General features: G+C 59.6%; 11 protein-coding genes and 1 pseudogene. 9 read left to right on the forward strand and 3 right to left on the reverse strand.

Annotated features, from left to right (window positions below; genetic code table 11):
* Positions 1 to 195 precede the first annotated feature (195 nt).
* The 9 genes and pseudogenes from B9Z47_RS09260 (at position 196) to B9Z47_RS09300 (ending at position 11229) form a co-directional block, all read left to right on the forward strand.
* Complete coding sequence (locus tag B9Z47_RS09260; protein ID WP_108330959.1) at positions 196 to 1683, forward strand: nucleobase:cation symporter-2 family protein; 1488 nt, start codon at positions 196 to 198, stop codon at positions 1681 to 1683.
* A 183-nt stretch (positions 1684 to 1866) separates the two neighbouring features.
* Entirely contained in the window at positions 1867 to 4167 is a 2301-nt protein-coding gene (locus B9Z47_RS09265; RefSeq protein ID WP_108330960.1) for an NADP-dependent malic enzyme, read from the forward strand.
* A 249-nt stretch (positions 4168 to 4416) separates the two neighbouring features.
* Entirely contained in the window at positions 4417 to 5451 is a 1035-nt protein-coding gene (locus B9Z47_RS09270) for an ABC transporter substrate-binding protein (protein ID WP_108330961.1), read from the forward strand.
* A gap of 156 nt (positions 5452 to 5607) precedes the next feature.
* Positions 5608 to 6426 carry an ABC transporter ATP-binding protein gene (locus B9Z47_RS09275; protein WP_108330962.1) on the forward strand — a complete coding sequence of 273 codons (819 nt, stop codon included), beginning with the start codon at positions 5608 to 5610 and terminating at the stop codon, positions 6424 to 6426.
* Positions 6427 to 6441: 15 nt separating this feature from the next.
* Positions 6442 to 7209 (forward strand): ABC transporter permease, encoded by a 768-nt coding sequence (locus tag B9Z47_RS09280; RefSeq protein WP_108330963.1) that lies wholly within the window; start codon positions 6442 to 6444, stop codon positions 7207 to 7209.
* A 54-nt stretch (positions 7210 to 7263) separates the two neighbouring features.
* Complete coding sequence (locus B9Z47_RS09285; protein ID WP_108330964.1) at positions 7264 to 8094, forward strand: urease accessory protein UreD; 831 nt, start codon at positions 7264 to 7266, stop codon at positions 8092 to 8094.
* Positions 8095 to 8146: 52 nt separating this feature from the next.
* The gene (locus tag B9Z47_RS19105; protein ID WP_255418449.1) at positions 8147 to 8749 is read left to right on the forward strand and encodes a virulence RhuM family protein; all 603 of its coding nucleotides are present in this window, start codon (positions 8147 to 8149) and stop codon (positions 8747 to 8749) included.
* Positions 8682 to 9149 (forward strand): annotated as a pseudogene (gene rhuM / locus B9Z47_RS19110) (RhuM family protein). Before B9Z47_RS19105 ends, rhuM begins: the two are co-directional and overlap by 68 nt.
* Positions 9150 to 9858: 709 nt before the next feature.
* Entirely contained in the window at positions 9859 to 11229 is a 1371-nt protein-coding gene (locus B9Z47_RS09300) for a Fic family protein (protein WP_108330965.1), read from the forward strand.
* A 14-nt stretch (positions 11230 to 11243) separates the two neighbouring features.
* On the opposite strand, the gene urtE is transcribed toward B9Z47_RS09300, so the two are convergent.
* The 3 genes from urtE to urtC all read right to left on the reverse strand — a co-directional run bounded on the left by urtE (position 11244) and on the right by urtC (position 14051).
* A complete protein-coding gene (gene urtE / locus B9Z47_RS09305) occupies positions 11244 to 11948 on the reverse strand; it encodes an urea ABC transporter ATP-binding subunit UrtE (RefSeq protein ID WP_108330966.1) in 705 nt (234 codons plus the stop codon).
* A 118-nt stretch (positions 11949 to 12066) separates the two neighbouring features.
* A complete protein-coding gene (gene urtD / locus B9Z47_RS09310; protein ID WP_108330967.1) occupies positions 12067 to 12942 on the reverse strand; it encodes an urea ABC transporter ATP-binding protein UrtD in 876 nt (291 codons plus the stop codon).
* Complete coding sequence (urtC, locus tag B9Z47_RS09315; protein WP_108331193.1) at positions 12939 to 14051, reverse strand: urea ABC transporter permease subunit UrtC; 1113 nt, start codon at positions 14049 to 14051, stop codon at positions 12939 to 12941. Before urtC ends, urtD begins: the two co-directional genes overlap by 4 nt.
* Between the last annotated feature and the right edge of the window lie 2 nt (positions 14052 to 14053).

Here is a 14053-nt window from a genome sequence, read left to right on the forward strand (position 1 = left end):
TGATATTACGCCATGGCCCATGTCATGGCGCTTGCCCTTGGGAAGCCTCATGGCTGCTGCCAAAAGCCTGTCCTGAGCAGGGTTTTCACGCATCTACATCGCATTTATTTTTGTATACAGTTTGGAACACAAAGAAGCGCCCATCTAGTTTCTTTGCGGTTTTTACCCTCTGTTTACTTTTCAGGAGTCCCCTCCATGAGTTCAACCATCCACCCCGTGGACGAGAAATTGCCCAACGGCAAGCTCGCCGCATTGGGCCTGCAACATGTGCTGGTGATGTATGCCGGTGCTGTGGCCGTGCCCCTGATCGTGGGCCGCGCCCTCAAGCTCAGCCCGCAAGACGTGGCTTACCTGATTTCGGCCGACCTGTTTTGCTGCGGTCTGGTCACCCTGATCCAGTCGCTGGGGGCCACGCAGTGGTTCGGCATTCGCCTGCCCGTGATGATGGGCGTGACGTTCGCATCCGTGGCCCCCATGGTGGCCATGGCCAACGCCAACCCGGGCGAGCTGGGGGCGCAGCTGATCTTTGGCTCCATCATTGGGGCGGGCATCATCTCGATCCTGATCGCGCCGCTGGTCAGCCGCTTGTTGCGCTTTTTCCCGCCCGTGGTCACTGGCACCATCATTGCTGTGATCGGCATCAGCCTGATGCGCATCGGCATCAACTGGATTTTTGGCAACCCGTTTGGCCCCACCGCGCCCAGCATCGTGACGCCCGAGCACAAGCAGTGGCTGGACGCCGCAGCGGCTGCCGCCAGCGCACCGGGCTCCGTGTTGCCCGCCGTTCCCAAGGATCTGGCACTCTTGCCCAAGATGCCCAACCCCAAATACGCCGACCTGACCGGCGTGGGCATTGCCGCATTGGTGTTGGTCTCCATCATGTTGATCGCCCGCTACGCCAAAGGCTTTTTGGCCAACATCTCGGTGCTGCTGGGCATCGTGATCGGTGGCGTGGTGGCCACAGCCATGGGCCTGATGAACTTCGACAAGGTCGGAAAAGCCGCCTGGTTTGATGTGGTGCTGCCCTTCCACTTTGGCATGCCCGTGTTTGAGCCCGTGCTGATTTTGACCATGACCTTGGTGATGATCGTGGTGATGATCGAATCGACCGGCATGTTCCTGGCGCTGGGCGAGATGACCGATAAAAAAGTCGATCAGGCAGCCCTCACACGCGGCTTGCGCACCGACGGTCTGGGCACCTTGATTGGCGGCATTTTCAACACATTCCCCTACACCAGCTTCTCGCAAAACGTGGGCTTGGTCGCCGTGACCGGTGTCAAGAGCCGCTTTGTGTGTGTGGCCGGTGGTTTGATTTTGGTCGCCTTGGGCCTCTTGCCCAAGATGGCGGCCTTGATCGAATCCTTGCCCACGGTGGTGTTGGGCGGCGCGGGTCTGGTCATGTTCGGCATGGTGGCGGCCACCGGCATCCGCATCTTGGGCGGGGTGGACTTCAAGAACAACCGCTTCAACGCCATGATCGTGGCCATCTCGATCGGCATCGGCATGATCCCGCTGATCGCGCCCAACTTCAAACAGTGGATGCCGCACGGTCTGCATCCGCTGATCGAGTCGGGCATTTTGCTGGCCTCCATCAGCGCTGTGGCTCTGAACCTGTTCTTCAACGGTGCCAGCGGGGACAACCGCGACGCGATTGAAGCGGCCAAGCAAGCCGAGGCGCATTGAATTCAGGCAACTGAAGTCATGGCTACCCAGTCAAGCCGGGTATGACATGCTTTCATCAACCAAAAGCCAAGCCACGTGCTTGGCTTTTTGCTTTTTATGCAGGTAATCCACAGCCTGAAACGGCGCTCAAATAGGTTACGCTTTCACGGACCTCTTTTTATTTGATCTACCGAGACAAGAACAATGAGCCAAAAACAACTCTCCCCCGCCGAAGAAGCCCTGCGCGATGCGGCCCGCGATTACCACCGCTTTCCCACCCGCGGCAAGGTCTCGGTCAACCCGACCAAGCCCCTGTCCAACCAGCGCGACCTGTCGCTGGCCTATTCACCCGGCGTGGCTTATCCATGCCTGGACATCGAAGCCGACCCGTCCAAAGCGGCCGAGTTCACCTCACGCGGCAATCTGGTGGCGGTGATCACCAACGGCACGGCTGTGCTGGGCCTGGGCGACATCGGCCCGCTGGCGGCCAAGCCCGTGATGGAGGGCAAGGGCTGCCTGTTCAAGAAATTCGCGGGCATTGACGTGTTCGACATCGAACTGGCCGAGCGCGACCCGGACAAACTGGTGGACATCATCGCCGCCATGGAGCCCACCTTGGGCGGCATCAACCTCGAAGACATCAAGGCGCCCGAGTGCTTCTACATCGAGAAGAAGCTGCGCGAGCGCATGAACATCCCGGTCTTCCACGACGACCAGCACGGCACGGCCATCATCGCCTCGGCCGCCATGCTCAACGGCTTGGAGCTGGTGGGCAAGGACATTGGCAGCATCAAGCTGGCCGTCTCGGGCGCGGGCGCAGCCGCCATCGCGTGCCTGGACGTGATGGTGGGCCTGGGCGTGAAGGTCGAAAACATTTTTGTCTGCGACTCCAAAGGCGTGATCTACGAAGGCCGCCCCGGCGGTTACGACGAGTCCAAAGCCCGCTACGCGCAAAAGACCGAGGCCCGTAGCCTGGCCGATGCGGTCAACGGGGCCGACGTGTTCCTGGGCTGCTCGGCCCCCGGCGTGATGACGGTGGCCATGATCAAGACCATGGCCCGTGACCCGGTGATCCTGGCCCTGGCCAACCCCGAGCCCGAAATCCGCCCCGAGCTGGCCAAGGCCGCCCGCCCGGACTGCATCATCGCCACCGGCCGCTCGGACTACCCGAACCAGGTCAACAACGTGCTGTGCTTCCCCTACATCTTCCGGGGGGCCCTGGACTGCGGCGCGACCAAAATCACCGAGGCCATGAAGCTCGCCTGCGTGCGCCAGATTGCCGACCTGGCCAAGGCCGACATCAGCGAAGAAGTGGCCAGCGCATACGCAGGCAAAGAGCTGTCTTTTGGCCGCGACTACCTGATCCCCACGCCGTTTGACTCGCGCCTGATCCTGCGCATCGCCCCCGCCGTGGCCCAAGCCGCAGCCGACTCTGGCGTGGCCACGCGCCCCATCACCGACATGGACGCCTACCGACAGCAGCTGCAAAGCTTTGTGACGCAAACCGGCATCCTGATGCGTCCCATCTTCAACGCCGCCAAGGCAGTGCCACAAGACGCTAAGCGCGTGGCCTATGCCGACGGTGAAGACGAACGCGCTCTGCGTGCGGCCCAGATGGCCATTGACGACAAACTGGCCCACCCGATCCTGATTGGCCGCCCCTCGGTCATCGCCGCCCGCATCGAAAAAGCCGGTCTGCGCATGCGCCTGGGCGTGGACGTGGACAACGTGAACCCCGAAGACGATCCACGTTTCCGCCAATACTGGGAGCACTACCACCAGCTGATGAAGCGCAACGGCGCCACACCCGCCGTGGCCAAGGCGGCGGTGCGCCGCTCCAACACCATCATCGGCTCGCTGATGGTCTCGCTGGGCGACGCCGACGCCATGATCTGCGGCCTGGCCGGCACTTACATGACGCATCTGGAGCGGATTGACAGCATCCTGGGCAAGCGGGCGGACGTGGGCAACTACGCCGCCGTGAACGCCCTCATGACCAACCAGGGTCCGCTGTTCGTCACCGACACCTATGTCAATGAAGACCCCAGCGCCGAACAACTGGCCGAGATCGCCTGGATGGCCGCCCAAGAGGTGCAGCGCTTTGGCATCGTGCCCAAGGTGGCGTTCCTGTCGCATTCAAGCTACGGCTCGTCCAAGCGGGCGTCCGCCCGCAAGATGCGCCTGGCGCGTGACCTGTTCGTGGCGCAGCACCCCGACATCGAGTGCGATGGCGAGCTGCACGGCGACGCGGCCCTGCAGCCCGAAATCCGCAGCGCCTACCTCGAAGACAGCAGCCTCACCGGCTCGGCCAACCTGTTGGTCTGCCCCAACCTGGACGCGGCCAACATTTTGTACAACGTGATGAAGACCACCACCAGCGGCGGCGTCACGGTCGGCCCGATCCTGATGGGCACGGCCGCCACGGCGCACATCCTGACGCCTGCGGCCACCGTGCGCCGGGTGCTGAACATGACCGCCTTGGCGGTGGCGCAAGCGCACCATTGAGGCACCCTGTTCAAGCCTTTTTAAATCACACATTGCCGCAGCGCCGCCCCACCCCGCTGGGGTGGCCCAGCGTGTAAATGGCATCAACCTGAACAAAAAGCCTCATTTTGGTGCAATCAACCGGTCTGGGTGGCACCAAAAGCGGGGATTTCTAGGGGATGGACCTGACACGGCCCGTCAGCACCTTGGTCGATAATGGCACCGATTTTGCTAGACAAGATTCACCGTTTATTGACCCTGGAGCCCCTCATGAACAAGCGTTTCTTACTCAAGGCCACAGCTGCACTGGCCGCCGTCGCCTCTTTTGGCTTGGCACAAGCACAAAGCACCGCCATCAAGTTCCAGCTCGATTGGCGCTTTGAGGGTCCATCGGCTTTCTTCTTGCTGCCTGCGGCCAAGGGCTATTTCAAGGACGCCAAACTGGACGTGACCGTGGACTCGGGCAACGGCTCGGGTGGCGCAGTCACCCGCGTGGCTTCGGGCACCTACGACCTGGGCTTTGCCGATCTGGCCGCCCTGATGGAGTTCCACGCCAACAACCCCGACGCACCGAACAAGCCTGTGGCCATCATGATGGTCTACAACAACACGCCCGCATCGGTCATGGCTTTGAAGAAGTCCGGCATCAAGACCCCCGCCGACTTGGCCGGCAAAAAGCTGGGCGCACCCGTGTTTGACGCCGGTCGCCGTGCATTCCCCATCTTCCAGAAAGCCAACGGCATTGGCAACGTGGCCTGGACCGCGATGGACCCGCCTTTGCGTGAAACCATGCTGGTGCGCGGTGACGTGGACGCCATCACCGGCTTCACCTTCACATCGCTGCTCAACATCGAGGCACGTGGCGTGAAGGCCGAAGACGTGGTCGTGATGCAGTACCCCGACTTTGGCGTCAAGCTGTACGGCAACGCCATCATCGCCTCACCCAAAATCCTGAAAGAAAACCCTGCTGCTGTGAAAGCCTTCCTGTCTGCCTTCACCAAGGGTGCCAAAGACGTGATGGCCGACCCGACCAAAGCCATTGAATCGGTCAAGGCACGCGACGGCATCATCAACGTGGCGCTGGAAACACGCCGCTTGCAGTTGGCGATCGACACCGTGATCAACAGCCCCTCGGCCCGCGCCGAAGGCTTTGGTCAAGTCAATGGTCCTCGCATGACGCTGATGGCGTCGCAAGTGTCGGACGCCTTCAACACCAAGACCCGCGTGAAGTCTGAAGACATCTGGAACGGCTCGTTCCTGCCCTCGGCCAAAGAGCTGGACATTCTGCCCAAGCCCAAGAAGTAAGGCCACGGCTTGCGGCCAGCCCTGTGCGGCCGCAAGCTTTCGGCGCTGAGCGGTTCCCACTCGGCGCTGTGAGCCCACTGGGGTGTGCAACGCGTCAGTGGGCTTTTGCCAAGCCGCACGTGTATACACGCTCGAACACCATTTCAAAGTCACACCATGTCCCAAGACGCATTCGTCGATTTTCAGAATGTCTGGCTGGCCTACAACGACGAGTTGCTGGCGCAAAACCACTTTGCTGTCGAAGACATCAACCTGCAAGTCAAACAAGGCGAATTCATCGCCATCGTCGGGCCCTCGGGCTGCGGCAAGTCCACCTTCATGAAGCTGACCACCGGCCTGAAGATGCCAAGCCGTGGCCGCATTTTGGTCGATGGGCAGCCTGTGACTGGGCCACTCAAGATCAGCGGCATGGCGTTTCAAGCCTCGTCGTTGCTGCCATGGCGCACCACGCTCGACAACGTGTTGTTGCCCCTTGAAATCGTGGAGCCCTACCGCTCCAACTTCAAGCAAAAGAAAGAAGAGTACGCAGAGCGCGCACGCAAACTGCTGAACACCGTGGGTTTGGGCGGCTACGAAGACAAATTCCCTTGGCAACTGTCGGGCGGCATGCAGCAACGCGCCAGCATCTGCCGCGCCCTGATCCATGAACCCAAAATGCTGCTGCTGGACGAGCCCTTTGGTGCGCTCGATGCCTTCACGCGTGAAGAGCTCTGGTGCATCTTGCGCGACCTGTGGACCGAGCAAAAGTTCAACGTCATTCTGGTCACGCACGACCTGCGCGAATCGGTGTTTCTGGCCGACACGGTGTACGTGATGAGCAAGAGCCCTGGCCGCTTTGTGGTCAAGCGCGAGATCGACCTGCCGCGCCCGCGTGATCTGGAGATCACCTACACCCCCGAATTCACCAACATCGTGCACGAGCTGCGCGGCCACATCGGCGCCATACGCAAGACCGGTGCAGCGATCAACCAATAAGCGGGAGCCACGCACATGAAACAAAAAACACTGGAAACCTGGTCACCATGGATCCTGCTGGTGCTGAGTCTGCTGATCTGGGAGGGGCTGTGCCGCGCCTTCAATGTGTCGGAATTCGTCTTCCCCAGCCCTTGGCGCATTGCCGAACAAACGGTTGAATACCGCGATGTGATTGCGGGCCACGCCTGGCGCACCTTCTGGGTGACCATGGTGGGCTTTGGCATCGCCATCGTGGTGGGCGTGCTGCTGGGCTTCATCATCGGCAGCTCGCGACTGGCTTATGCCGCCGTGTACCCGCTCATGACCGCCTTCAATGCCCTGCCCAAAGCGGCCTTTGTGCCCATCTTGGTGGTGTGGTTTGGCATCGGCATCGGCCCGGCCATCCTCACGGCGTTTCTCATCAGCTTCTTCCCGATCATGGTGAACATCGCCACGGGTCTGGCCACGCTGGAGCCTGAACTCGAAGACGTGTTGCGCGTGCTGGGCGCCAAGCGTTGGGATGTGCTGATCAAAGTCGGCCTGCCGCGCTCCATGCCTTACTTTTACGGCTCGCTCAAAGTCGCCATCACGCTGGCCTTTGTGGGTACCACCGTGTCCGAGATGACCGCATCGAACGAAGGCATTGGCTACCTGCTGATCTCGGCCGGCTCGGCCATGCAAATGGGTCTGGCGTTTTCAGGTCTGGTGGTGGTGGGCGCGATGGCGATGATCATGTACGAACTGTTCAGCGCCATCGAAAAGCACACCACCGGCTGGGCACACCGCAGCTCGCAAGGTGAATGAAGCGCATGCTGTCTTGCGTGTGATGAAGTCGGCCGATCCAAGAACGTTGATGCAATGACTTGGCTGGCCCGACTGGATTTGGACTACACGCTCGAAGCCGAACGCAGTGTGGCCCGCTACCTGCACCAGGGGCCGCTGCGCATATTGCAAAGCCTCTACCCCGAAGGCGATGCCATCTGCCACAACGTGCTGGTGCACCCGCCCAGCGGTCTGGTGGGGGGCGACACGCTGGACATGCACGTTTCTGTGGGTGCAGGCGCTCACGGCTTGGTCACCACACCGGGGGCCACACGCTTTTACCGGTCTGACGCGGGCCTGGCCACCCAGCAGGTGCATGCGCGGCTTGAATCGGGTGCACGTCTGGAATGGCTGCCTTTGGAGGCGATTGCCTATAACGGCTGCGACGGCCTCAACCGCGCTGTGTTTGATCTGGCACCCGGGGCCGAGATGATGACTTGGGACATCACCGCCCTGGGCCTGCCCGCCGCCGACTTGCCATTTGCGCAGGGCACATTTCGCCAGCACTTAGAAATTCCCGGCGTGTGGCTGGAGCGCGGCACGATCAGCGCCGCCGACACCCGCCTGATGGACAGCCCCCTGGGCTTGGCTGGGCAGCGCTGCATGGCGACGCTGGTGTTTGCTGCGGGCAGCGCCATGTCCGACGAGCGTATTGAACGGGCACTGGCCTGCGCCCGCGAGCTGCTCGCAGCTTCAGAACTGCGCCTGATGGCAGGGGCCACCTCACCGCACCAACAGGTCATTGTGCTGCGGGTGCTGTCACCTGTGACCGAACCTGCGATGCAATTGCTCAGACAGGTGTGGGCGGCGTGGCGGCATGAGATGTGGGGCTTGCCGGGGGCTGTGCCTCGGTTGTGGAATCTTTAGGCCGCACAATACCGTTTTGCCCAAGTCAGAGTGAAAGAAAACGGGGGACGGTATGAGTGAGCTGATCATCTATCAAAGCGACGATGGCAAGGCACGGGTGCAATTTCGCGCAGTCAACGGCAATGTATGGCTCAACCAGCAAGAAATTGCCGAGCTTTTCGCAACCACCAAACAAAACGCCAGCCTGCACATCAAAAACATTTTGGCCGAGGGTGAGTTAGGGGCAGAGGCAACTGTCAAGGAATCCTTGACAGTTCAAACCGAAGGTCGGCGAAAGGTCCAACGCCAAGTCTTTTTGTACAGTCTCCCTCTGATTCTTGCCGTGGGCTACCGCGTGCGTTCAGTGCGCGGCACCCAGTTCCGACAGTGGGCCACCGCCCACCTGACCGAATACCTGGCAAAAGGCTTCGTCATAGACGACCAATGCCTGAAAAACCCCGGCGGCTGGGACTATTTTGATGAACTGCTGGCGCGCATCCGCGAGATACGCGCCTCCGAAAAACGCTTTTACCAAAAGGTGCGTGACCTCTTTGCCCGAGCAGCGACTACCGAGCCAACGAACATACCGCCAACTCTTCTCTGCCGAAGTGCAAAACAAATTGCTCTACGCCGTCACGCAATACACCGCAGCCGAAATCATCCGAGACCGGGCTGACGCCAACGCACCCAACATGGGCCTGACCGCATGGGAAGGCAGCCGAGTGCGCAAGGCCGATGTGATCGTGGCCAAGAACTATCTGAACGCCGACGAGGTGGACACGCTCAACCGACTGGTCATCATCTTTCTGGAATAGGCCGAGCTGCGCACCAAAGACCGCCAGCCTCTCACGCTGGAATACTGGCGTCAGAACGTGGACCGGCTGTTGGCCTTCAACGACAAACCCATCTTGCAAGGCAGCGGCAAACTGAGCAATGAACGAGCCAAACAGATCGCCCATGATCGCTATGACAGCTTCGACGTCCAGCGTCGCCAGGCCGAAGCACTGGCTGCCGATGCGGAAGATTTGAAGGTGCTGGAGAATGTGGCCAAAAGAAGCAAGGATAAAGGCGCGTGAAATACCAAGCGTGCAATCTGGTGCACGGCTTGAATGGCTCCCTTGGAAGCCATTGTGATGGCCTCACCCGCGCCATCTTTGACCTGCCCCCGGTTCTGTAATGATGACTTGGGACATCACGGCGCTGGGCTTGTCCGGTCAGCGTTGCATAGTCACGCTGGTGCTTGCGGCAGGCAGTGCCATCGCGACTTATTGATCCGGCACGCTGAAGTTTGAATTTTTTGCACTGTCACCGCATCGGCAGCTTCAGCTCCGACAAGTGCCCACGCCACAACCATCAAAGTAGCTTCTAAAACTATCGACCGACAAGACTTTTGCCCATTTATTCATTCACAGGGCCGGATCAATAACGCACGGAACGCGCCTTGGATAGTTCACGAGACCTGCTCGAAGCCTCTGAACTGCACCTCACGGCCGGGGCCACATTGCCTCACAAGCAAATCATCGTGCTGCGGGTGCTGTCCCCCGTAACCAAGCCTGCGAGGCAAGTGTGGGCGGCATGGCGGCATGAGCTTTAGGCGTTGAGTGGGACATCGCCCCACTTGTGTAATCCGGGAAAAGCGTCTGCTTCACTTGAGATTTCTTATCATCAAGCCCAAAATCTCATCAAAACCCGATGGAAATGATAGGATTATTTCTTTTCTTATCATGGAGATAAGAAACCCGTTCACATCCGCACACATGAACCATTCCAAAGATTGCCTGCGCCATGAACCCGACTCTGCTGTCACCCCGTCACACGGCCTTGTTGCGCTGGCTCGTCACCGCAGACCAAGCAGTACCGCCTGGGGAGCTCGAGTCAGCGTTGCAGATATCACGCCCCACCCTCAACCGTGATTTGAGAGAACTGCTGAGTGCAGGATTTCTGGAAAAAAGCGGGGATGGCCGTGCGACACGCTATAGCGCCACCGATGCAGCCCAAGCAGCATTGGGTGACCCGCTTTCAGCCCCATCCCCTTCGGCAAGAACGGGCCATCTTCAGTGGTCGGCGGCTGCATTGCCTTTGGTCCAATCGCTGCAAGCACCTTTGGGCACCCGCATTCCGGTGGGCTACGACAACCTTTTTGTGGACGACTACGTTCCCAATCAGTCAAGCCTGTTGCCACCGGCATTGGCCGCCGATTTGTTTCATGCCGGACGCAGCCCGGACCAACAACCGGCTGGCACTTATGCCCGCGAAGTTTTGGAGCAACTGCTCATCGACCTGTCTTGGTCCTCATCTCACCTGGAAGGCAACAACAAAAGCTTGCTCGACACCCGAATCCTTTTCGAGTTGGGTGAGCAAGCAGGGCCTTTGGACAACGACACCGTGATGCTGCTCAACCACAAAGACGCGATCGAGTTCATGGTCAACGCCGTGCCCAGCGAAGGCATCATCGTGCCCGTGATCGTCGACCTGCAAGCCAAGCTGATGAAAGACTTGCTGAAGGACTCGCGCGACATTGGCAGCATCCGTCGGCGTGTGGTGAACATCGATGGCTCCGTCTACGTGCCCAGCAACATCCCCATGTTGCTGGAAGAAAAACTGGCCTCGGTGGTGGACAAAAGTCGGCAGATTCGCAACCCCGTTGAGGCCGCTTTCTTTCTTTGGGTCAACCTGGCTTACCTTCAGCCATTTGCCGATGGCAACAAGCGCACCAGCCGTTTGTGCGCCAACATGCCCTTGATGCTGTACAACTGCGCACCCCTGTCATTTTTGGATGTGGAGCGTTCCGACTATACGACCGCACTTTTGGGTGTGTACGAGCAACGCCAAGTCGATGCGGCGGTGGAACTGTTTGAATTCATCTACCGGCGGTCGATTCAAAAGTACAGCGTACTGCGAGCATCCATGGCCGCACCCGACCCCCTTCGATCTCGATACAGACAGACCCTGAACGAGATCATGCAGTGGGTGGTCATGCACAGGCAACCGCAGCAAACAGCGTTAGCAGCTGTTCAGGTCGATCCCAACGATCTGTCGGGTTTAAACGAAATCGTTAACACCGAGTTGAACCACTTAGAGGTCTACAACTGCGCTCGCTACAACCTGGCGCGGGGTGTGACACAAACATGGATATCCGCTGGAAGGCCCAGGTAAACGGGCTGACACCCTCAAATCGCCACCAGCTGCTGAATGTTCTTTTCTTTCATCTCACTGCCCGGACCACGCGCAATCACCTCGCCACGTTCCATCACCAAATACTGGTCTGCAAGCTCTTCGGCAAAGTCGTAGTACTGCTCACACAGCAGCACCGCCATGCGCTGGCCTTGCAGGCCGACATCGGCCAGCTGACGGATCACGCGGCCGATGTCCTTGATGATGCTGGGTTGGATGCCTTCGGTGGGTTCGTCCAGGATCAGCAAGCGCGGCTTGGCGGCCAAGGCGCGCGCGATGGCGAGTTGTTGTTGCTGGCCTCCTGACAAATCGCCACCACGGCGGTGCAGCATTTGCTTGAGTACCGGGAACAGTTGAAACAATTCGGGCGGAATCGGCGTGCCGCCAGGCTGTGTGGCCAGGCCCATCAGCAAGTTGTCTTCGACCGTGAGGCGCGCAAATATTTCTCGGCCTTGGGGCACATAGCCTATGCCTGCGGCGGCGCGTTCGTAAGGCTTGGCGTTGCTCAGCTCTTTGCCGTCCAGCAGCACGTTGCCACTTTTGATCGGCACCAAGCCCATGAGCGACTTGAGCAGCGTGGTCTTGCCTACGCCGTTGCGGCCCAACAGCACGGTGACTTGGCCTTGCGCGGCGTTCAGGCTCACGTCACGCAGGATGTGAGAGCCGCCGTAGTACTGATGAATATTCTTAACTTCAAGCATGTTTCATTCTTCAAGTAGGTCGGACCTTCAGGTCCGACACAAGGTTTATCGCGGCACATGTCGGAGCTGAAGCTCCGACCTACAAGAACCCGCGCCTGTCGTAGAGCACCACATCCCATCAGCGCCCCAAATAAACCTCGATCACCCGCTCGTCGGCCTGCACCTGATCGAGCGTGCCCTGGGCCAGCACCGAGCCGTCACACAGCACGGTGACGATGTCCGAGATGGTGCGGATGAAGCTCATGTCGTGCTCCACCACCATCAGCGAGTGCTTGCCCTTGAGCGTCAAAAACAACTCAGCGGTGCGTTCGGTTTCAAAGTCGGTCATACCGGCCACGGGTTCGTCCAGCAGCAGCAGTTTGGGGTCTTGCATCAGCAGCATGCCGATCTCCAGCCACTGCTTTTGGCCGTGGCTGAGCAAGCCCGCCTGTTTGCTGACGCTATCCGCCAGATGGATCGTGTGCAGCACTTCGGCCAGGCGGTCTGACTGCGCTGAGTCGAGTCTGAAGAACATCGAGGCTTTCACACCCTTGTGGGTCTTCAAAGCCAGCTCCAGGTTTTCAAACACCGTGAGGTGTTCAAACACCGTGGGCTTCTGGAACTTGCGACCAATGCCCAGCTGCGCGATCTCGGGTTCGTTGTGGCGCAGCAAATCGATGGTGCTGCCAAAGAACACGCTGCCTTCGTCAGGGCGGGTCTTGCCGGTGATGATGTCCATCATCGTGGTCTTGCCCGCGCCGTTGGGGCCAATGATGCAGCGCAGCTCACCGGGCGCGATGTCGAGCGACAGCTTGTTGATGGCCTTGAAGCCGTCAAAGCTCACGCTCACGTCTTCCAGGTACAAGATGCGACCATGGGTCACATCGACCTCTTTGGCGTCTTGCACCACACGGCCATAGCCTGCGCTGCGGCCTCCGGACTCGGTCAATTCGGCCACCAGTTTGGCGTGCTCAACCACGCGTTGTGCACCTTGCTTCAAAAGTTCGGGCGTCATGCTGCACCGCCTTTCTTGTTCTTGAGTTTGCTCACCAGACCCACCACACCTTGCGGCAAATACAAGGTGACCGCAATGAACAGCGCACCCAAAAAATATAGCCAGAATTCGGGCGCGGTCACCGTGAGCCAGCTCTTGGCCCCGTTGACCAAAAATGCGCCCACGATGGGGCCGATCAAGGTGCCACGGCCACCCACAGCGGCCCACACCGCGATCTCGATCGAGTTGGCCGCGCTCATCTCGCCCGGGTTGATGATGCCCACTTGCGGCACATACAAAGCCCCGGCAACACCACACATCACCGCAGAGATGACCCAAATGCTCAGCTTGTAAGGCAACGGCGAATAGCCCGAAAACATGACCCGCGTTTCGGCATCGCGGATCGCCATCAACACCCGACCATATTTGCTGCCCACCAACCAACGCGAGAACAGGAAGAAGCCCAATAGCGTCAAACCGGTCAGCACAAACAACACCATGCGCATGCCGGGGGTGGCAATGGGCAGGTCCAGGATGCGTTTGAAATCGGTGAAGCCGTTGTTGCCGCCAAAGCCGGTTTCGTTGCGGAAGAACAGCAGCATGGCCGCGTAGGTCAAAGCCTGGGTGATGATGGAAAAGTACACCCCTTTGATGCGCGAACGGAACGCGAAGTAGCCGAACACAAAGGCGATGAAACCGGGCACCAGCACCACCAACAGCACGGTGGCGATGAAGCTGTCCGACAGCGTCCAGTGCCAGGGCAACTCTTTCCAGTCCAAGAAGACCATGAAGTCGGGCAAGTTGCTTTTGTAGTTGCCGTCCTGGCCGATCTGGCGCATGAGGTACATGCCCATCACGTAGCCGCCTAAAGCGAAGAACAGGCCATGGCCCAGCGACAAAATGCCGGTGTAGCCCCAGATCAGGTCCATGGCCAAGGCGCAAATGGCGTAGCACATGATCTTGCCAATCAGGGACACGGCAAAGTCGCTCAGGTGCAAAGGATTGCCCGCAGGCACCCACAGGTTGAGCACCGGGGCCAGAAAGCCCACGGCAATCAGCACCAGCAAGAAGGTGGTCCAGGCTTTGCGTCCGAGCAAAGGCGCGTGAGCCGGTAATTGAAATTTTTGCATGT

Origin of the sequence: Limnohabitans sp. 2KL-1, assembly GCF_003063435.1 — a bacterium.
GTDB lineage: Bacteria > Pseudomonadota > Gammaproteobacteria > Burkholderiales > Burkholderiaceae_C > Limnohabitans_A.

Bases quoted from the DNA above. Each gene is read 5' to 3' on its own strand.
- B9Z47_RS09260 (WP_108330959.1), top strand. From the start codon at position 196: ATGAGTTCAACCATCCACCCCGTGGACGAGAAATTGCCCAACGGCAAG.
- B9Z47_RS09265 (WP_108330960.1), top strand. From the start codon at position 1,867: ATGAGCCAAAAACAACTCTCCCCCGCCGAAGAAGCCCTGCGCGATGCG.
- B9Z47_RS09270 (WP_108330961.1), top strand. From the start codon at position 4,417: ATGAACAAGCGTTTCTTACTCAAGGCCACAGCTGCACTGGCCGCCGTC.
- B9Z47_RS09275 (WP_108330962.1), top strand. From the start codon at position 5,608: ATGTCCCAAGACGCATTCGTCGATTTTCAGAATGTCTGGCTGGCCTAC.
- B9Z47_RS09280 (WP_108330963.1), top strand. From the start codon at position 6,442: ATGAAACAAAAAACACTGGAAACCTGGTCACCATGGATCCTGCTGGTG.
- B9Z47_RS09285 (WP_108330964.1), top strand. From the start codon at position 7,264: ATGACTTGGCTGGCCCGACTGGATTTGGACTACACGCTCGAAGCCGAA.
- B9Z47_RS19105 (WP_255418449.1), top strand. From the start codon at position 8,147: ATGAGTGAGCTGATCATCTATCAAAGCGACGATGGCAAGGCACGGGTG.
- B9Z47_RS09300 (WP_108330965.1), top strand. From the start codon at position 9,859: ATGAACCCGACTCTGCTGTCACCCCGTCACACGGCCTTGTTGCGCTGG.
- urtE (WP_108330966.1), bottom strand. From the start codon at position 11,948: ATGCTTGAAGTTAAGAATATTCATCAGTACTACGGCGGCTCTCACATC.
- urtD (WP_108330967.1), bottom strand. From the start codon at position 12,942: ATGACGCCCGAACTTTTGAAGCAAGGTGCACAACGCGTGGTTGAGCAC.
- urtC (WP_108331193.1), bottom strand. From the start codon at position 14,051: ATGCAAAAATTTCAATTACCGGCTCACGCGCCTTTGCTCGGACGCAAA.